The 17957-nt window shown below is 71.9% G+C and carries 18 protein-coding genes; 6 read left to right on the plus strand and 12 right to left on the minus strand.

The window, feature by feature from the left end; translation table 11 throughout:
- Positions 1 to 12 precede the first annotated feature (12 nt).
- Positions 13 to 858, plus strand: coding sequence for a patatin-like phospholipase family protein (locus D7044_RS00965; protein WP_120676562.1), 846 nt, complete (start codon positions 13 to 15; stop codon positions 856 to 858).
- 72 nt (positions 859 to 930) lie between these two features.
- Here the strand turns inward: D7044_RS00965 and D7044_RS00970 are convergent, their stop codons facing one another.
- Both D7044_RS00970 and D7044_RS33205 read right to left on the minus strand, forming a co-directional pair.
- A complete protein-coding gene (locus D7044_RS00970) occupies positions 931 to 1632 on the minus strand; it encodes a hypothetical protein (RefSeq protein ID WP_120687651.1) in 702 nt (233 codons plus the stop codon).
- 225 nt (positions 1633 to 1857) lie between these two features.
- Positions 1858 to 2694: a patatin-like phospholipase family protein gene (locus D7044_RS33205; protein WP_120687652.1), complete on the minus strand. Its 837-nt coding sequence runs from the start codon at positions 2692 to 2694 to the stop codon at positions 1858 to 1860.
- Positions 2695 to 2769: 75 nt separating this feature from the next.
- On the opposite strand from D7044_RS33205, the gene D7044_RS00980 reads away from it, so the two are divergent.
- Positions 2770 to 3498 (plus strand): SDR family oxidoreductase, encoded by a 729-nt coding sequence (locus D7044_RS00980; protein ID WP_120687653.1) that lies wholly within the window; start codon positions 2770 to 2772, stop codon positions 3496 to 3498.
- Positions 3499 to 3554: 56 nt separating this feature from the next.
- Here the strand turns inward: D7044_RS00980 and D7044_RS33210 are convergent, their stop codons facing one another.
- A complete protein-coding gene (locus D7044_RS33210; RefSeq protein ID WP_267900760.1) occupies positions 3555 to 3680 on the minus strand; it encodes an MFS transporter small subunit in 126 nt (41 codons plus the stop codon).
- Positions 3677 to 5098: an OFA family MFS transporter gene (locus D7044_RS00985; RefSeq protein WP_120676555.1), complete on the minus strand. Its 1422-nt coding sequence runs from the start codon at positions 5096 to 5098 to the stop codon at positions 3677 to 3679. Before D7044_RS00985 ends, D7044_RS33210 begins: the two co-directional genes overlap by 4 nt.
- A 196-nt stretch (positions 5099 to 5294) precedes the next feature.
- Here D7044_RS00985 and D7044_RS00990 point away from each other — a divergent pair, with 196 nt between their 5' ends.
- Entirely contained in the window at positions 5295 to 6080 is a 786-nt protein-coding gene (locus D7044_RS00990; RefSeq protein ID WP_233564855.1) for a class I SAM-dependent methyltransferase, read from the plus strand.
- 49 nt (positions 6081 to 6129) lie between these two features.
- Complete coding sequence (locus D7044_RS00995) at positions 6130 to 7764, plus strand: beta-N-acetylhexosaminidase (RefSeq protein WP_120687655.1); 1635 nt, start codon at positions 6130 to 6132, stop codon at positions 7762 to 7764.
- A 69-nt stretch (positions 7765 to 7833) separates the two neighbouring features.
- Here the strand turns inward: D7044_RS00995 and D7044_RS01000 are convergent, their stop codons facing one another.
- From D7044_RS01000 to sigJ, 5 genes are all read right to left on the minus strand, one after another.
- The gene (locus tag D7044_RS01000) at positions 7834 to 8691 is read right to left on the minus strand and encodes a hypothetical protein (protein WP_147434555.1); all 858 of its coding nucleotides are present in this window, start codon (positions 8689 to 8691) and stop codon (positions 7834 to 7836) included.
- A gap of 361 nt (positions 8692 to 9052) precedes the next feature.
- A complete protein-coding gene (locus D7044_RS01005; protein WP_120687657.1) occupies positions 9053 to 10054 on the minus strand; it encodes a hypothetical protein in 1002 nt (333 codons plus the stop codon).
- 210 nt (positions 10055 to 10264) lie between these two features.
- Positions 10265 to 10714, minus strand: coding sequence for a carboxymuconolactone decarboxylase family protein (locus tag D7044_RS01010; protein ID WP_120676545.1), 450 nt, complete (start codon positions 10712 to 10714; stop codon positions 10265 to 10267).
- Between the two features lie 110 nt (positions 10715 to 10824).
- On the minus strand, positions 10825 to 11316 hold the full coding sequence (locus tag D7044_RS01015) for a cupin domain-containing protein (protein WP_120687658.1): 492 nt from the start codon (positions 11314 to 11316) through the stop codon (positions 10825 to 10827).
- 114 nt (positions 11317 to 11430) lie between these two features.
- Positions 11431 to 12321, minus strand: a complete 891-nt coding sequence (gene sigJ, locus D7044_RS01020) for an RNA polymerase sigma factor SigJ (RefSeq protein WP_120687659.1) — start codon at positions 12319 to 12321, stop codon at positions 11431 to 11433.
- 374 nt (positions 12322 to 12695) lie between these two features.
- Here sigJ and D7044_RS01025 point away from each other — a divergent pair, with 374 nt between their 5' ends.
- Positions 12696 to 13649, plus strand: coding sequence for an NAD(P)-dependent alcohol dehydrogenase (locus tag D7044_RS01025; RefSeq protein ID WP_120687660.1), 954 nt, complete (start codon positions 12696 to 12698; stop codon positions 13647 to 13649).
- Between the two features lie 94 nt (positions 13650 to 13743).
- Here D7044_RS01025 and D7044_RS01030 read toward each other — a convergent pair whose 3' ends face one another.
- Positions 13744 to 15288: a M1 family metallopeptidase gene (locus tag D7044_RS01030; RefSeq protein WP_147434556.1), complete on the minus strand. Its 1545-nt coding sequence runs from the start codon at positions 15286 to 15288 to the stop codon at positions 13744 to 13746.
- 394 nt (positions 15289 to 15682) lie between these two features.
- Positions 15683 to 16219, minus strand: a complete 537-nt coding sequence (locus D7044_RS01035) for an AAA family ATPase (RefSeq protein WP_120687662.1) — start codon at positions 16217 to 16219, stop codon at positions 15683 to 15685.
- A 53-nt stretch (positions 16220 to 16272) separates the two neighbouring features.
- On the opposite strand from D7044_RS01035, the gene D7044_RS01040 reads away from it, so the two are divergent.
- The gene (locus D7044_RS01040) at positions 16273 to 17304 is read left to right on the plus strand and encodes a tyrosine-type recombinase/integrase (RefSeq protein WP_120687663.1); all 1032 of its coding nucleotides are present in this window, start codon (positions 16273 to 16275) and stop codon (positions 17302 to 17304) included.
- Here D7044_RS01040 and D7044_RS01045 read toward each other — a convergent pair.
- Positions 17263 to 17898, minus strand: coding sequence for a fasciclin domain-containing protein (locus tag D7044_RS01045; protein WP_120676532.1), 636 nt, complete (start codon positions 17896 to 17898; stop codon positions 17263 to 17265). The genes D7044_RS01040 and D7044_RS01045 overlap by 42 nt on opposite strands.
- Positions 17899 to 17957: the final 59 nt, after the last annotated feature.

Genomic DNA, 17957 nt, shown 5'->3' on the forward strand with positions numbered 1-17957 from the left:
GGGACGACGGCGATGCGACGGGCACTCGTGCTTGCCGGTGGCGGAGTCGCGGCCATCGCCTGGGAGCTCGGCGTACTGCTCGGCGTTCGGGACGAGGCGCCCAGGCTGGATCCGGACCTGCTGGCCGCAGACGTCATCGTGGGCACCTCCGCCGGGTCCACCGTCGCGGCACAGATCACCAGCGGCGTCGATCTCGCGGCGCTCTACGACCGTCAGCACAGCGAGACGTCCAGCGAGGTCGCGGTGGACGTCGACCTCACGGAGCTGCTCGCGCGGTTCGCGTCGGCGACGGCCGGGGCCAACTCGGCGCCGGAGGCCCGCCGGCGGATCGGCGCGCTGGCCCTGGCCACGCCGACCATCGACGAACCGGTGCGCCGGGCGGCCATCGCGGGCCAACTGCCGTCGCACGTCTGGCCCGACCGACCGGTGCTGGTACCGGCCGTCGACGCCGAGACCGGCGACGTGTCGCTCTTCACCCGTGAGTCCGGCGTGGACCTGGTCGACGCGGTCACCGCGAGCTGTGCCGTGCCGGGAGTGTGGCCACCCGCCACGATCAACGGACGCCGGTACGTCGACGGCAGTGTCCGTTCCGGCAGCAACGCCGACCTCGCGGCCGGCTGCGACCGGGTGCTGGTGCTCACCCCGACGCTGCCCGACGCACCGCAACTTCGGGGCAGCCTCACCGCCGAGATCGAGCGGCTGAACCCGGCGCAGGTACTGGTCTTGTACGCCGACGAGCCGTCGCTCACGGCGTTCGGCACGAACCTGCTCTCCCCGGCCACCCGGCGCCCCGCCGCGCGGGCCGGACGGGCGGTCGGCCGGGACTACGCCGCCGAGGTCACCCGCTTCTGGGCCTGACCGTCGCGCGCAGCTGCGGGTGTACCCGGGAGGACACTCCCCGGGCACCCGCGGCCGCGCCGACCACGTCGCTCAGTTCGCCTCGCGCAGGTCCGCCAACCGGGCCTCGATCTCCGCCAGCTCGGCGCGCAGCTTCTCCGCCTGCTGCTCCGCCTCGGCGCGCTCGGCCGCGAGGATCTGCTCGACCGCCTCGTGCACCCCCGGCACGTCGACCAGCGCCACCATCCGCAACGCCTCCGCCGGCTTCACCACGTACGGCTTGGCCAGCGCCTTGCTGCCCTGCTGCGCCGCCACCGTCCACTCGCCGTCGGCGTAGGCGAGCGTCACCGTCAACCCGGCCGGCCCCTTCGGCTTCGCCACCTTCGTCGCCCGCCGTGCCGGCTTGGCCGCCTCGACCGTCTCCACCCTCGACTCCTCACGTGGCGCCGGTCGCGGCGCCGGCACCCGGTCCAACACGAACTCCGGCTCCGCCGGCGCGGCGGCCGGCTCCGGTTCCGGCTGCGGTTCCGGCTGCGGCTCGACCGTCTTGCGCCCCGCGCCGCGCGGCGCCACCGCCACGTCGGCGGGGGAGAAGGGCAGCTCGTCGCGGCCGAACCGGACGACGACGAACTCGTCCGACTCGGCCGGATCGGTCAGCTCCACCACCTGACCGACCTGCCCGGCGATCTGCCCCGCCGCGGCGGTGAACACCACCTTCGGCTTACGGCCCGCCGCCAACGCCTCCCGGAAGGCGCGTACGTCGTCTTCGGACAACCCCTGGTCAGCGGCACCCATCAGCAACCTCTCCCGTACACCTGTTTGATTCCTGCCTTGATACCAGCCCGCTCTGACAGCGCGAACAGAGGGGACCCACCCGCCCGGGTCGCCTCCACTGTGGACCATGATGATCCGCCCGCTTCGCGGGCCCGCCGTCCCCGCCGAGACCCGCCGTCGGTGGCGTCACCGCACGTCGCGCCGAGGCGCGCCGCGCTCGCCCGAGCCCGTCCGGTCGCGGGCGGGTCAGTCCCGCCAGACGGCCGCCACCTCACCGGCCACCGCGTCGGCCTGAGCCCGGCCGGCCCGCGCCGCCCCGGCCCGGCGCGCCGGATCCAGCACGTTACGTCCGATCGCGGCCCGCGCCGCCGCGTCCGGCGACACCACGGCCACCCGCGCGCCCTGCGCCCGCAGCGCCGCCACCTGCGCCGCCAGGCGCGGCATCGGACCGAACGCCGCCGTCGTCGGCGCCAGCACCACCACCCGCCGCGCCCCCACCGCCAGGTCCGCGTTCACCGGTGACCGCATCCCACCGTCGACATAGCGCCGGTCGCCGATCGTCACCGCGGGCCACACCCCGGGCACCGCGCAGCTGGCACCCACCGCGTCCACCAGCGACACCCCGGAGTCGGCGTCGAAGACCACGAACGCACCCGAGCCGGCGTCCACCGCCGTCACCAGCAGCCGCCGCGACGGCCACTCCCGCACCGGCAGCCGAGACTCGATCACCGCACGCCGGGACGCCTCCGACGGGACCCGCGCGGCCAGCGCCATCGCCCCGATCCGCGCCCGCGCCCGCACCGCGTCGCGGGTACGCGCGCCGGCCCACGCCAGCCGCAGCACCGCCGCCGGCCCGAACCGCGCCGCCACCTCACCCCGCGCCGCGGCGAGCTGCGCCGCGTACGACTCCTGCACCGGCCGGCCCGAGCGCAGCTGCGCGCCGACCACCGACCCCGCCGACGTGCCCACCACGAGATCCGCCTCCGACAGCGGCACCCCGTGCTGCGCCAGCCCGGCCAGCAGCCCCCACTCCCAGGCCACCCCGGTCACCCCGCCGCCGCCCAGCACCAGCGCCCGTTCCATGTGATCATCCCCTCCGTACCGTCCCGCGCCGGCCACGGTAGCGTCGCAGACACCACTGCCGGCAGGGGAGGAACGTTGAACCCGGTCACTGTCATCACCGGCGGCAGCCGCGGTATCGGCGCCGCCACCGCCCGTCGCCTCGCCCTCGCCGGTCACGACATCGCCTTCGCCTACCGGCGTGACCACGACGCGGCGGCCGCCGTCCTCGCCGACATCGAGGCCGCCGGCCGGCGGGGCGTCGCCGTGCCCGCCGACACCACCGACGCCGACCAGGTCACCGCGCTCTTCGACGCCGCGGCCGCCCTCGGTGAGCTCAGCGGGCTGGTGAACAACGCCGGTGTGACCAGCCCGATCGGCCCCTTCGTCGACCTCGACCCCGCCGACCTGCGGCGCGTCGTCGACGTCAACCTCATCGGGTACGTGCTCTGCGCCCAGCAGGCGGCCCGCCGGATGGGCCCCGGAGGCGCCGTCGTCAACGTCTCCTCCGCGGCGGCCACCCTCGGCAGCCCGAACGAGTACATCCACTACGCGGCGGTCAAAGCCGCCACCGACACCTTCACCGTCGGGTTGGCCAAGGAGCTCGCCCCCCGCCGGATCCGGGTCAACGCCGTCGCCCCCGGCATCATCCGCACCGACATCCACACCATCTCCGGGGTGCCCGACCGCGCCGAACGTGCCGCCGGTCGGATCCCGCTGGGCCGTGCGGGGGAACCCGACGAGGTGGCCGCCGCCATCGCCTGGCTGCTCGGCCCCGACGCCTCGTACACCACCGGCACGGTGATCCGGGTCTCCGGCGGCCTCTGACCTCGCCCGCCACCACGGGTGGCCCGGGACCGCCCGGCCCCGGACCACCCGTGCGGTCAACTCGTGAACAACTTCGCGGCGGTGATCACCGTCTGCGCGACCCCGTACCCGAGCAGCACCGACACCACCAGCCAGGAGATCCACAGCCGGGCCCGCTGCCCGTGCCCACCGACCTCGTTCATCGCGTGCCACTCCTCTCCGCAACCGCCTGCGCGTCCTGGTCCGGGCCCGCATCCGGGTCCGCTCGTTCGTGGAACCGCTCCGGCACCGGCCGGACCAGCAGGTTCGCGACGAACCCGACGGCCAGCACCCCGACCATCGTGAACAGCGCCGGCCGGTACGCCGCCGCCGTCAACGTGCCCGGCTCGCCCTGCGCGTCGAGGAACCCGTTGACGATCAACGGGCCGGCGACGCCCGCCGCCGACCACGCCGTCAACAGCCGGCCGTGGATGGCGCCCACCTGGAACGTGCCGAACAGGTCACGCAGGTACGCCGGCACGGTGGCGAACCCACCGCCGTAGAACGACAGGATCACGCACGCCAGCAGCACGAACAGCGCCGTCGCCGCGTGCCCCACCACGGCCAGCAGCGTGTACAGCACCATGCCGACCCCCAGGTACAGCAGGTAGATCGGCCGGCGGCCGATCACGTCCGACGTGGAGGACCAGACGAACCGACCCGCCATGTTGAACAGCGACAGCAGACCCACGAAGCCACCCGCCGCGGCGACCGACACCGAGGAGACGCCGCCGTCGCGGAAGAAGTCCTGGATCATCGGGCTAGCCTGCTCGAGGATGCCGATCCCGGCGGTCACATTGCAGAACAACACCACCCACAGCAGCCAGAACGACCTGGTCTTCACCGCGTTCGCCGCGGAGACGTTCGCCGTGGTCACCAGCGGCTTCGCCGCCACCTTCGCCGGGTCGAACCCGGCCGGACGCCACTGCGGCGCCGGCACCCGCACGTTGAACACCCCGAACATCATGATCAGGAAGTAGCCGACGCCGAGCGTGACGAAGAGCCACACCAGCGCGGCCCCGGACGCCGTCGACCCCGCGTTCGACGGGTCGTAACCGCTGTCGTAGAACGACAGCAGCTGCCGGGACAGGGGAGAGGCCACCATCGCCCCGCCACCGAAACCCATGATCGCCAGACCGGTCGCCAGACCCGGCCGGTCCGGGAACCACTTGATCAGCGTGGAGACCGGGGAGATGTAGCCGATGCCCAGACCGATGCCGCCCAGCAGCCCGTACCCCAGGTACAGCAGCCACAACTGCCGTGTCGCGATCCCCAGCGAACCGACCAGGAAGCCGGCCGCCCAGAAGCACGCCGAGACGAACATCGCCTTGCGGGGGCCGTTCGCCTCCACCCACGTGCCCGCCACCGCGGCGGACAGACCCAGCATCACGATCGCGATGCTGAAGATGACCCCGATCGCGGTCTGACTGGTGTCGAAGTGCGCGATGAGGGAGTTCTTGTACACGCTTGTCGCGTAGACCTGCCCGATACAGAGATGGATCGCCAGCGCCGCCGGTGGTATCAGCCAGCGGCTGTAACCCGGCGGCGCGACGGTGTGCCGACGATCGAGTGCGGAGAGCATGCCGCAGCGTCCCTTCGGAAGAAGATGAGATCGCTTCCCTTCATCCCCCCGACCACCGTCCACGGGAAACCGATCATCGCCGGGCGGTCGCTGCGGTGAGCCGAACGGTCGACACACCGGACACCGCCACCCCGGCGACCCTCACTCCACGTCCGTCCACCCGGCCCCGAGCCGTGCCACGATGACGAGCGTGAGCATGCTCTTCGGTCAGGTCGCCGACACCTACGACGACGTACGCCCGGAATACCCCGACGGCATCGCCGAGGTGATCCGCGACTACCACGGCGGCGTCCCGCGGCGCATCGTCGAGGTCGGCGCCGGCACCGGCAAGGGCACCCGCGTCCTGCTCCGCCTCGGCGCGCCGGTCACCTGCCTCGAACCCGACCCGCGAATGGCCGCCCTGCTCACCGCGAACCGGCCCGAGGTGACCGTCCGCGCCGAGACGTTCGAACAGTGGAGAGCACCCGACGGCGGCGTGCCGCTGATCGCCGCCGCCCTCGCCTGGCACTGGCTCGACCCCGCCACCCGCAACCGGCGAGCGCACGACGCGCTCACCCCCGGCGGCACGCTCGCCGTCTTCGCCCACAAGTACGGCTACGCCGACCCCGTCCAGTCCCGCGCCATCGACGCCGCCCTGCACGCCATCGACCCCGACGTCAAGGACCGGCCCGCCGGCTGGTTCCACCTCGACATCACCGCCAGCGGCCTCTTCACCGACGTACGATCCGACACCGTCGACCGGGACCTGGCCCTCTCCACCGACCGCTACCTGGACCTGGTGCGAACCTTCGGTCCGTTCCGCCAGCACCCCGTCGACCAGCAGGAGCGAGCGCTCACCGCCGTGCGCTCCCTCGTGGACGGCTTCGGCGGTCGCATCGTCCTGCGGCTACGCACCAGCCTGGTACTGGCCCGCCGTCCCCACGACGCCACCCCCGCGACACCACCGAGCCCGCCGGAACAGCGGGGGAGCAACACACGATAAGGAAGGTTTACAGTCCACGGCGGACCCCGGTAGCGTGCGAATCCGATCGATGACCACCGATCACGACGAGCACCAGGAGGTGTCCGTGCGCCACCGCCACACCCTCACCCGGCTCCTCGCCGCAACCGCCCTCGCCCTACCACTGGCCCTGCCCGCAACCCCCGCAGCCGCCGCACCCACCGCGACACCCAGCCGCCAACTCGACGACGTGATCCCCGCACCCGTCGAAACCCGCCCCGACCCCCGAGGCACCTTCACCCTCAGCCCGCTGACCGTCATCCGCACCACACCCCACTCGGCCGCCGCCCGTCAGATCGGCAGACAACTCGCCGACACCCTGCGCCCCGCCACCGGCTACCCGCTGCCCGTCCTGCCTGTCCCCGCCACCCCGCTGCCCGAAATCGCCCTGCTCATCGGCGGTGCCGGCAGCCGCGTCGGCCAGGAGGGCTACCAACTCGACGTCACCCGCCACCGGGTGACCATCCGCGCCAACACCCCCGCCGGCCTCTTCGCCGGCACCCAGACCCTGCGCCAACTGCTCCCCGCCCAGATCGAGGCCGCCCAGCGGCAACGCACCACCTGGGCCGTACCCGGCGGACGCATCATCGACTACCCCCGCTTCGCCTACCGCGGCGCCATGCTCGACCTCGCCCGGCACTTCCACACCGTCCCCGAGATCAAGACCTACATCGACCTGCTCAGCCAGTACAAAATCAACTACCTGCACCTGCACCTCAGCGACGACCAGGGCTGGCGCATCCAGATCGACTCCTGGCCGAGACTCACCACGGTCGGCGGCGGCCCTGGCACCGGCGTCGACGGCGTCGGCCCCGGCTACCTCACCAAGGACGACTACAAAGCCGTCACCGCCTACGCCGCCGCCCGGCAGATCACCATCGTCCCCGAGATCGACATGCCCGGGCACACCAACGCCGCCCAGTCCACCTACGCCGAACTGAACTGCGACGGCGTCGCACCGCCACCCCGCACCGACATCGCCGTCGGCTACAGCTCACTCTGCATCGACGACGAACTCACCTACCGCTTCGTCGAAGACGTCATCCGCGAACTCGCCGAGATCACCCCCGGCCCGTACCTGCACGTCGGCGGCGACGAGGCCCACGCCACCACCGACGAGGAGTACGCCACCTTCATGCGGCGCGTACTGCCCCTCGTCAACAAGTACGGCAAACGCGCCTACGGCTGGAACGAGGTCATGCAGGTCGACCCGGCCAGCGACGTCATCGCCCAGTACTGGGGCACCGGCACCACCAACGCCGACCTCGCCGAGGCCGTCGCCCGCGGCAACAAGGTCGTCATGTCACCCGCCAACAAGGCCTACCTCGACATGAAGTACGACCGCAACACCCCGCTCGGCCTCTCCTGGGCCGCCTACATCGAGGTACGCGACGCCTACGACTGGGACCCCGCCCAACGCGTCACCGGCGTCGGTGAGGACGCCCTCCTCGGCGTCGAAGCGCCACTGTGGTCGGAGACCCTGCGCAGCATCGACGACATCGAGTACATGGCCTTCCCGCGGCTACCCGCCATCGCCGAACTCGGCTGGTCGACCGCCGCGAGCCACGACTGGGAGTCCTTCCGCGCCCGACTCGGCGAACAGGCCCCCCGCTGGCGCCTGCAACAGGTCAACTACTACCCGTCCCCGCAGGTGACCTGGTCCTGACCCCACCCACCGCCGCAACGACGGGCGGCCCCCAGGCCCACCGGCCCGGGGGCCGCCCAGCACACTCGCTCAGCAGCCCGTCCATCGCACCGCGGTGACCCGCCCGTCGTTGCGGAAACCCACCACCGTGCCGTCGTCGGCGATCGCCCGCGCACCCACCCCGCGCGCCCCGTCCCGCGGCAACTCCCGGGCCGCAGTGCCCCGCACCACCCAACCCGCGCCGACCGCCACCCCCCGCGCGTTGACGTCGTCGAGCAGCAGAACCTGCCGGGCCAGCGCCGTGTACGTGCCCGTACGCAGGTCCCACCGCACCGCGAACTGGTCACCGTCGACCAGGTCCACCCGGCCGACCGCCCACCGCCCCTCGGCCGCGTCCACCTGCACCGAACGGGCCTGCGGCACACTCAACGCGCCGTAGCCGCCCCCGGGACGCCGCACCCAACCCGTCCAGTCGACCGGGCCGCCCGCCGTACCGACGATGCTGCCGTTGCCGGTGATCCCCGCCGCCATCGCTCCCGCCGGCGCGTCCAGCCGCTCGATCGTCCCCGGCCGCGCCACCGGCCACCGCACCGCGAACGTCGCCTCCGTGGCGCTGTCATAGCCGTAACCCACCACGTCGCCCCGCGCGTTCACCGCGGTAACGAAGACCCCGCCCGGCAACGTCGGCAGCCGGGTGAAGACCCCGTTCCGGTACGTCCACGGCTGGCTCCGGCCCTCCTCCTGCCCGTTGCCGACGACCAGGCCGCGGGAGTTCACGTCCACGACACCCTCACCGAACGGGGACGTGACCGCGCTCAACCGGCCCCGGTCCCAGACCAGCACGACCGACTCGGTGCCCTCCGCTGTCGCCCGCAGACCCCCACCGGCGACGTACCGGCCGCTGCGGTCCACCGCGTACGCCTCGGTGCGCACCAAATCGGCTGGCACCGGCAGCGACTGGATCGTGCAGGGCAGGGTCGGACGGCCGAAGGCGCCGGCCGGGGACGCCGACGCGACGGACACAGCGGCGAGTAGACCGGCGACACCAGCCGCCAGCCGAGCGCGTTCGACGAAACGAGGCATCGATCCTCCAGAGTCCAGGGGTGGGCCCGATGCTCCCACCAGAGGCCCACCCCACGCGCCGGTAGCCGACTGTCGGATCTCGGACGCAACCAGGAGCATCGCGTCAGGCCGCACCGCTCGCCCGGGGGCCGCCCTCGTCGGTGACGATGGTGCGCCGAGCGTGCCGGACGCCCGGCGCACCTTTCCGCTTAAGCCGCTGGCTGGCGACCTACGGCTCCCTGAACGCTCAGCAGCCGGTCCAGCGGACCGGCGTGACCTGACCGTAGGAGTTGCGGAAGCCGACGATGGACCCGTTGTCCGCGATCGCCCGGGTGCCGACGCTCGTCCTCTCCCCGCTGCCCGGCAACACCCGGGAGGTGGCGCCCACGCTGACGCGGTCGCTGCCGACGGCCACCCCGCGGGCGTTCACATCCTCAAGCCACGGCAACTCCGCCGAGAGTTCGCTGTACGACCCGTCCCGGAGGTTCCATCGGATATTGGCCGGGCTCATGCCGCCAAGGTCGGCCTGCCCGACAGCCCACTGACCCGCGGCAGCGGCGGCGAACGCGATCCGGGCACCCGGCACGGTCAGCGGCTCGACCGTGCCATCGGGCCGCCGGAGCCAGGTGGTCCACTCGTCGAAGGCCCCCGCAGTGCCCACGACGGTGCCGTCGTCGTTGATTCCCTCCGCCACCGCATCGGCGGGTGCATCGAGCACCTCCACGGTGCCAGGCCGGGCCGCCGGCCACAGCAACGCGACGGTCCCTCCCGTCTGCGGGTCCTGGCCGGTGCCGACGATGTCGCCCGCCCGGTTGATCGCGCTGACCCGGGCACCGCCCGTCGAGGGCAGCGGCAGCGGCTCGACCTTCCCACCGCGATACCGCCACGGCAGACCGGTGCCGTCGCCGTAGCCGTTGCCGATCACCACACCACGGGCGTTGACGTCGGCAACGGTGTCGACGATCGGGGACTCCACCGTGGTGAGCTCGCCCCGCATCCAGATCAGCAGCAGCGGCTGACTGCCGGTGTCGGAGACCCGCAGCCCGGAACCGGCGATGAACCGGCCGGTCGGGTCGATCGCGTCCGCCGTGGCCCGGGAAGCGTCGGCGGGGTACGGCAGCGCGCTGATGCCGCAGAGCGCGGTGGCCCCGTGGGACGCGGCTGCGGCAGGCGTGGCGCCGGCGACCGAGGCGGCCAGCAGACCGGCGGCGGCGCCGGCAACGAGAGTACGTCGAGCGATCCTGTTCATTCTGTCTCCCCGTGTGGGTCGGTTGCCCGTTGTGGACATGCCGTTGACACACCCGGAGCCGGCATCTGGTTGCACCTGTCGGTTCCCCGACCCGCCGACGTGGGGGAGAAGCCACCATCCCGGTACGCAGAACGGGCGCGACAGCGCGCGCTCATCCCAGGTCGCGCGGAGTGACCCGGGGTGAGCGCATGCTGTCACCCACCGCCGACGTCAGTTGCCGACGCGGTACCGGCTGGTGATCGCGACCCGGTTGAAGGCGTTCATCACGGTCACCAGCCAGGCGACAGCCGAGACCTGGTCCGCGGTGAGTACGGCCGCAGCCGCGTTGAAATCGTCGTCGCTGACATGGCCCTGCGGCACGAGGGTGATCGCCTCGGCCAGACGCAGAGCGGCCCGGTCGGTCTCGGAGAAGTAGTCGGTCTCCGCCCACGCCGGCAGCACCGCGATCCGGTCAGGGCTCTCACCCTTCTTCAAAGCGGCACGGGTGTGCATGCGCAGGCAGAACGCGCAACCGTTGATCTGGGAGGTGCGCAGTCTCAGCAACTCCACCAGGAGCGGGTCGAGGCCTGCCGCGGCGGCGGCCTCGTCCACCTCCGACGACAGAGCGATGAGGGCCTTGTAGGCCGCCGGGTGCTGCTCGCCGATATTGACACGCTGCATTTCGGTCATGATTCCTTCGATCCGTTCGAGTGATCAGCGCCGCTCGGGCGCCTCTTGGTGGCCCAGAACGCGGCTTGTGCGACGTGACGCCGCCCGCTGCGTGCCCCGCGCTATGGCTTCGAGTCCTCGACCTTGAGCTTGTCCCCGGTGTCGGAGACGAAGACGACCAGGAGCTTGGCCGGCTCGGTCCGGCTGGCGTTCTCGGTGAGGACGTGGTGCGCGCCCGGCCGCTCGAACCAGTTCTCACCCTGCTGGTAGGTGGTCACGGGCTCGTCGTCGAGCTTGCTGCGCACCGTGCCTTCCAGGACGTACGCGTAGACGAACGCGTCGCCGTGCCGGTGCGGCGCCGCGCTCGCGTTCGGCGGAAGTTCGACGACCGCCGAGGTGAACGTCTTGCCCTCCACCCCCGGAAGAGCCTGCTGGAGCAGCGGTTTCAGGGATTCGGCAGGGCGCGCTGACGCCGATGCCGCAGTCGTGGTCGGTCCTCCGGCACGGGCGGGCGGGTCAGAGGCCGAGCAGGCGGTGGCCGTGGTCAGCGCGGCGACAGCCAGCAGACCGGCGGCGACACCGGCGTACCGGCCTCGCACAGTGGTGGCGTGCATACAGGTCCTTAATGGGAGGGGCGACCCGAGCGCCTGGCCGGCTCGCGCGTATTCCTTCGTCGCCCGATTGCGTTCTCATCAGGGAGACGAGGTAGCCCCTCCGGGTGTGACAGCTCAGACGCGCGCGAGTTTGTCCGGGTTCATCACCCGGCGGTACGCGCTGATCAAACCGTCCGTGATCTGCACCGTGTCCACGGACAGGACCCGGCCGTCCCGATGGAACACGAGGGCGAGCTCCCCACCGACCTCGGCGAACTCGATCCGATCCGGGCGCCACAGGCGTCCCGTACGCACCATCACCTCCGCAACGCGCACCCCGCCGCGGATCAGCTTGCGCGCCGCGGACGCCTTACCACCGCCGTCGGTGACATAGACGGCATCCGGATGCAGGAGCCGGACCAGCCCGGCCAGATCCCCGGCCTCGTAGGCGGCCCGGAAGACCCGCAGAACGCGTTCACGTTCCGCCTTCGACGCCCGCGGCGTGGACTGCTTCGCGCTCGCCACCCGCCGCCGGGCCCGGGAGGCGAGCTGCCGGGCACCCGGCACGGAGACGCCCAGCACCTCGGCGATCCGGCCGAACTCCAGACCGAAGACATCGTGCAGGACGAAGGCCACCCGCTCCGGCGGGCTCAGCTCCTCCATGATCAGCAGCATCGCCGAACTGACGGACTCGTCGACCAGTACCGGCTGCGACGCGTCCGGCCCAGTCAGCAGCGGCTCCGGCAACCACGGCCCGACATAGCTCTCCCGGCGCACCCGCGCACTCTTCAGGATGTCGTACGACCGTCGCGCGGCCACCGTCACCAACCAGGCCCGCAGATCACCGACCGCCCCGAGATCCGCCCCGGCCGCCCGCAGCCACACGTCCTGGGTCACGTCCTCGGCGTCGGCGACACTACCCAGCAGCCGGTAGGCCACCCCGAAGACCGCCGGACGGTGCCGCTCCCACTCGCCTCCGAGCGGGTCCGCCTGCTTCGGCCGTCCGGGCCCGTGCCAGTCGTCCATGCAGCTCGCAGCCTCCTCCAACTCCCGAATCCAGCGTAGCCAGCCGAACTCGCGATCTTCGAAGACGGCTCCGCGGGAGCGAGCCCGCCTCCAACCGTCGCCCCCCCCGGCAACTGAAAGGCCACCTCCGGGCAGCGAACGCGGGGGAGAGGTGCTCAACGGAGGCCGGGAAGCAAATCCCGCCCGCCCTGCGGCACGGCCGACTCCATCGATCCGAGTCTGTCCCACCTGGTAGGCGGCGGGCGACGGGGTCGCGTCGCCTCCTTGTCGACCAGCCGCTTGCCCCGCCGTGCTAACTCCGAGACGTAGGCTTTTGGCCCTGTACGCATCGGGTACTGCGGCTGGCCGACTTTCCGAAGGGCTGGTGGTACCAGGTGAGAGCAGTCGTGTACGACCGGTACGGGCCCCCGGACGGGTTGCGGATCGAGAATCTCCCCAAGCCCGTCCCCGCGGCCCGACAGGTGCTCGTCAAGATTGCGGCGACCTCCGTCAATTTGAGCGATTGGGAGACTCTGCAAGGTTCGCCACTGTATTCGCGCATCGGTGGGCTGCGCTCCCCGGCACGCCGGACCCTCGGCTCGGACATCGCCGGATGGGTCGACGCGGTAGGCTCCGCCGTCACTCGGTTCCGACCCGGTGACGAGGTGTACGGCGACAACCTCATGCTCAAGGGCGGTTTCGCCGAGTACGCGATCGCGCCCGAATCGGTCCTGGCCCGCAAGCCCGCCGCCCTGACCTTCGCCGAGGCGTCGGCGATCCCACAGGCGGGCGTGATCGCACAACAGGGCACCGCGGGCGCCGCAGCCGGCAACCGGGTCCTGATCAACGGCGCCGGGGGAGGATCCGGCGCATTCGCGATCCAGCTGGCCAAACGACTCGGCGCCCAGGTGACCGGCGTCGACAACGCGGGCAAGCTCGACTTCATGCGGTCGGTCGGCGCGGACGAGGTGATCGACTACCGCAGCCGGGACTTCACCCGCAGCGGCCCGTACGATCTCATCCTCGATCTGGTCGCGCACCGATCGGTGTTCGCCTACCGCCGGGCACTGGCCCCCGGCGGCCGCTACCGGTGCGTCGGCGGATCGGTCCCGGCGCTGCTGCGCGTCCTGACGATCGGCTCGGTGGCCGGCCGGCTCACCCACCGTCGGCTGGGCGTGCTCGCCGTCCGGGAAGGGCCGACCCACTTCGAACCGGTGGCCGATCTCTGCGTGGCGGGTGACCTCGTCATCCACATCGACCGGGCCTTCACGCTCGACGAGACGCCCGAGGCGCTGGCCCACGTGGGTGAGGGACGCGCCCTTGGAAAGGTCGTCGTAAGCGTCAACTGACCAGCGACCGCAGATTTTCCGCGATCGGCGCCGCGAACAACCGGCTCTGCCGATGAGCGGTTGCGTCGGGAGCGGTCGACCAGCGTGTCGGCGATCAGCTGGCCCTCCAGCGGTGGAACACCGGCGCCAGGTCGACCGGGCTTGCCGCCTGCGCCTCGGCGCGGAAGGCGACCGGCGTCGACACGCCGTACCGGTGGGCCGTCGCGTAGTCGCGCAGGAACGCCAGCCACCTGTCCGGACCCATCGTCCGCTCCAGGTCGTGCATCAGACACGACCCGAGAAGGTAGACGACCAGGCTGTAGCCGCCGTTGGCGTTGAAGTAGTCCATCCCGCTCGTCACCTTCGCGTCCGGCGACGGCCAGAAGGGATCAGCGCACAGCGGGTTCTCGTCGCCGGTCGCCCGTTGTTTCGCGTACTCGGCGATCGCCTCGTCCAGCCACGGGTCGGCGTACTGGTCGTTGCCGACGAGCCCGTACCACCATTGGTGCGCCAACTCGTGCGCGACCGCAGTGCGGGCCGGATAGGTCGCCACGTACGTGGGGTACTCCATGCTCCCCCAGTCGAAGTGTGACGAGACGAGGTCGACTTCCGGGTACGGGTAGCGACCGAACCAGCCGGCGAAGGTGTCCATGTATTCGACCGCTCCGGAGAGCGTGTCGTCCACCTCCGCCGCGCTCACGTCGTCGGCGAACCACAGCCGGACCAGGACACCGTGGCGGGTCAACGCTTCCCGCTTGCCGAACGGGCCGGCGGCGAATGCGAAGTCCCGGACGCGCTTCGCGGCGATCGTGGTGAGGGTGCGGCCGGGTCTCGCGGGCCTGGCGACCGCGGAACCTGTCGCCGGGATCGCGAGCGCGCGCGGGTGGTCGAGGCGCACGGTCCAGTCGGCGGTCAGCGAGAAGTTGCTTTCCCCGCCGGTGCTGTACGAGTCGAGGTGCCAGCCTTTGCCGTCGTGGACGGCCAGGACCGGCAACGCGTGACCGAGCAGATAGTACGGTCCGTTGTGGCCGAAGCGGGCATCCCGATCGGGTACCGCGATATGGAGGTCGAAGCGCACGAGTGCGGGCTGCCCGGGCCGCAGCGGGTGTGCCATCCGCACCGGCAGGGCCGTGCACCCTACGGCCGGATCGCCCGCCGTGCCGCCGGACAGACGGGTGACGCGCACCGCCGGCGCCGCGCAGCCGTCTTCCCCGTTGCCCCACAGGCGAAGCCAGATCGTGTCCAGCACCACGCCGGTGGTGTTGACGAACCGCACGCTCATGCCGCCGTGCCAACTGCCTCCTGTGTCGTCCGCGGTCAGCCGCACGTCGTAGTTGACAAACCCGGGTCCGCGGGACTCCTGCGGGGAAGCCCGCGGTGCCGTCTGAGTCGGCGCTTGAGCCGACGCCGGGCTGGGTGACACCGACGCGGCCGCCGCCCCCACGAGCAGCAAGAGGGTAAGGGCCCGGGAGAGGTGCCGGTCAGAACGCGAGCGACTCAGCAGCGTCAGGCTCGACATCGATTCTCCCCGTGTCGTCGGCAGACTTCGGTCCATTGACGCTCGTTTGCCATCGCCAGGGTGTCCGCCCCCGTCCGATTTTGCGCGCAGCGGCATATCGATGGGGCCGGTGAACATGAGTGTGGACGTGTCGCGGTTCAACTGGAACGTCTCCGACCCTCGAGCGTCACAGGTGACGCCGCCGGTGCCCACCGCGAACGTGCATCCGGCGCCGCTCGGGGGCGGGGATTTTGACCTCGCGCGTGGGCAGGCGAGAGTGCGGCTGCTCTCCAATCAGGAGTACCGATCAGCCGAGGGGGAGGACAGACAATCCATGCCCGACACGGAGCGTAGGGAATAGGGTCCCCGAGCAGCCCGCGGGTCTCCGCCGTGGCTCAGGTAAGTGAGAAGACTCAGGAGATGGCTCAGGATGAATGAGAAGGGCAACAACAACCGTCCACTCGCCGCTCCGGAGGCGCGATCAGGTCCCGGCCCGGACTTGATCGTCCGATTCGATAATGCACATTATGTCAAGTAGTCGGAATTCGACCCTCCCTCAGCAGGGGTCGAGGTGCGCCGCGACGAAGGCGGCGCGCTGTGCCACCGGCCCCGGTGGCACCTCGACCGGTTCGTAGCCGTGCTCGGCGTAGACGCGGGCGTGCAGCCGGCCGAACGCCAGCGCTTCGGGCAGGCTGATCCGCCGGGCGGCCGTACGCGTGACGAAGCCGAGCGACCCGACCAGGAACACCGTGCGCTGGTAGATCCGTTCCCGTTCGGCACGGGCGATCTCCGCGGCCAGCTCCCGGCCGACCGGGTGCCCCAGATGCTCGGCCAGGGCCAGCGTGCACAGCGGCGAGCGATCGTGCACCTGCACCGGGCCTCGCGTCTCGGCGCTGCGGCGTCGGCGCTGCAGCCGGACGACGGCCGCGACGAATTCCGGCTCGGTCCACGGTTGCGCCACCCCGCGGGCCTGCTCCGCGGCGATCACGTCGGTGGCCGCCTCGTCGACGACCGGATAACCGCGCTGCCGCAGGGCGCGCGCGATGCTGGTCTTGCCCGCTCCGGGCGCGCCGGTGAGCACGTATCGCCGCATGGTTCCCTCCCCTGGGTTGTCCGGTAATGCGAAATTCATGCATAATATGCCTTATGCATGACAAGCGGGATGAATCGGTACAGTCCTGGATCGAGGAGTTCCTGACGGCGCGCGCGACCCGCAAGCCCTCCCCCCACACCCTGGCGGCCTACCGGCGGGATCTGCGCAGCGTCGCGGACCTCGCCGGGGAGACCCTCACCCCTCCCCTCCCCCTCGACGACCTGTCGATCGACGCCCTCTCCCCTCGGCTCATGCGGGCCGCGTTCGCCAAGTTCGCCGCCCCGCGTGCCCCCGCCTCCGTCCACCGCGCCTGGTCCACCTGGAACAACTTCTTCGCGTTCCTGGTCGCCGAGGGGGTCGTACCGGGCAACCCGATGCCGGCGGTCGGGCGCCCGCGCGCGCCGCTCCCCCAGCCGAAGCCACTGCGGGGCGAACAGACCCCGGAGGAGCTGCTGGCCGCCGTCGCCGCGGAGGCGGGGCGGCAGCGCGACCCGTGGCCACAGCGGGATCTGGCGGTGCTCGCGTTGGCGCTCTGCGCCGGGCTGCGCCTGTCGGAGCTGCTCGCGCTGCGCGTGGCGTCGGTGACCGGTCGCGACGGCGAGCGGCGCGTCGAGGTGGCGGGCAAGGGCGGGCGGCCGCGCACGGTGCCGATCGAGGACGCCGTGGACCGGGTGCTCGCCGACTATGTGGAGAGTCGCCGACGTCGGTTCGGGGCGCGCACCGCGCGGCCGGATTCGCCGCTGCTGGTGGATCGGCGGGGTGAGCCGCTGCGTCGGGGTGGGCTGCAGTATCTGGTGGAGTCGTGTTATCGGCGGGCGGGCATCACCGACCGGGTTCCGCGCGGGGCGCGGCTGCACGCGTTGCGGCACACCTTCGCGACGCGGTTGGCGGAGGACGGGGCGGGCGCCGCGGAGATCATGCGGTTATTGGGGCACGCGTCGTTGACGGCGTCGCAGACGTACATCGAGGTGACTGCGGGTCAGCAGCGGGCGGCGGTGCGGTCCAACCGTACGAACCGGGCGTTGGCCGGTCTGCTGGGTGAGTCAGTGGGCGCGGTGTCCGCTGCCGTCGGCGGTGGTGGGTAGCGGGCCGAGGACGGCGTTGACGAGGTGGATGCGGGCGCCGGCGGCCAGGTAGTCGGCGCAGACGGCGTCGGCGGTGTCGCCGAAGCGGGTGGTGGCGTCGGCGCGGGTGACGGTGAGGGCGGTGCCGTCGACGGTGGTGGTGGTGCCGGCGGCGGCGAGCTCGTCGAGGCTGTGGGTGCCGGCGATGAGATGCGCCTTGAGCAGGGTGCGCAGCTTGTCGTGGTCCTGGGTCATCAGGGTGTCCCAGGTGTCGTCGGAGAACTTCTTGACGAAGGCGTCGTCGGTGGGGGCGAGCAGGGTGAGGCCGTCCTGGTCGAGGTCGGTGAGCAGTCCGCTGGTGCGTAGGGCGGCCTCGAAGGTGGTGAGGGTGGGCATCCAGGTCAGGGCCTGCTCGACGGGGAGGCCGGCGAGGGCCGTGGGGTTGCCGGGTTCGGTGCCGGTGGGCAGGGCCGCGCAGAGTGGTCCGGTGACGGCGACGGCGGCGGTGGCGGGTGCCGGTTCGGAGTGGTCGGTGCAGGCGGTGGTGGCGAGCAGCAGGGCTGCGGCGAGGAGGGCGCCGGCTCGCCGCGGGGTGCGGGTGCGGGGGTTCGACACGTTGGCTCCTCGGGTGTGGGGGGTGGTGTGCCGGCAGGGCGGTGGCGCGTCCGCCCTGC

The sequence above is a fragment of the Micromonospora musae genome (assembly GCF_003626635.1).
In the GTDB taxonomy this organism is placed as follows: Bacteria; Actinomycetota; Actinomycetes; order Mycobacteriales; family Micromonosporaceae; genus Micromonospora; species Micromonospora musae.

Excerpts from the sequence above, each read along its gene's own strand:
- D7044_RS00965 (WP_120676562.1), top strand. The coding sequence starts at position 13 with ATGCGACGGGCACTCGTGCTTGCCGGTGGCGGAGTCGCGGCCATCGCC.
- D7044_RS00970 (WP_120687651.1), bottom strand. The coding sequence starts at position 1,632 with ATGGGTGCCGCTGACCAGGGGTTGTCCGAAGACGACGTACGCGCCTTC.
- D7044_RS33205 (WP_120687652.1), bottom strand. The coding sequence starts at position 2,694 with ATGGAACGGGCGCTGGTGCTGGGCGGCGGCGGGGTGACCGGGGTGGCC.
- D7044_RS33210 (WP_267900760.1), bottom strand. The coding sequence starts at position 3,680 with ATGAACGAGGTCGGTGGGCACGGGCAGCGGGCCCGGCTGTGGATCTCC.
- D7044_RS00985 (WP_120676555.1), bottom strand. The coding sequence starts at position 5,098 with ATGCTCTCCGCACTCGATCGTCGGCACACCGTCGCGCCGCCGGGTTAC.
- D7044_RS00990 (WP_233564855.1), top strand. The coding sequence starts at position 5,295 with ATGCTCTTCGGTCAGGTCGCCGACACCTACGACGACGTACGCCCGGAA.
- D7044_RS00995 (WP_120687655.1), top strand. The coding sequence starts at position 6,130 with ATGACCACCGATCACGACGAGCACCAGGAGGTGTCCGTGCGCCACCGC.
- D7044_RS01005 (WP_120687657.1), bottom strand. The coding sequence starts at position 10,054 with ATGAACAGGATCGCTCGACGTACTCTCGTTGCCGGCGCCGCCGCCGGT.
- D7044_RS01010 (WP_120676545.1), bottom strand. The coding sequence starts at position 10,714 with ATGCAGCGTGTCAATATCGGCGAGCAGCACCCGGCGGCCTACAAGGCC.
- D7044_RS01015 (WP_120687658.1), bottom strand. The coding sequence starts at position 11,316 with ATGCACGCCACCACTGTGCGAGGCCGGTACGCCGGTGTCGCCGCCGGT.
- sigJ (WP_120687659.1), bottom strand. The coding sequence starts at position 12,321 with ATGGACGACTGGCACGGGCCCGGACGGCCGAAGCAGGCGGACCCGCTC.
- D7044_RS01035 (WP_120687662.1), bottom strand. The coding sequence starts at position 16,219 with ATGCGGCGATACGTGCTCACCGGCGCGCCCGGAGCGGGCAAGACCAGC.
- D7044_RS01040 (WP_120687663.1), top strand. The coding sequence starts at position 16,273 with ATGCATGACAAGCGGGATGAATCGGTACAGTCCTGGATCGAGGAGTTC.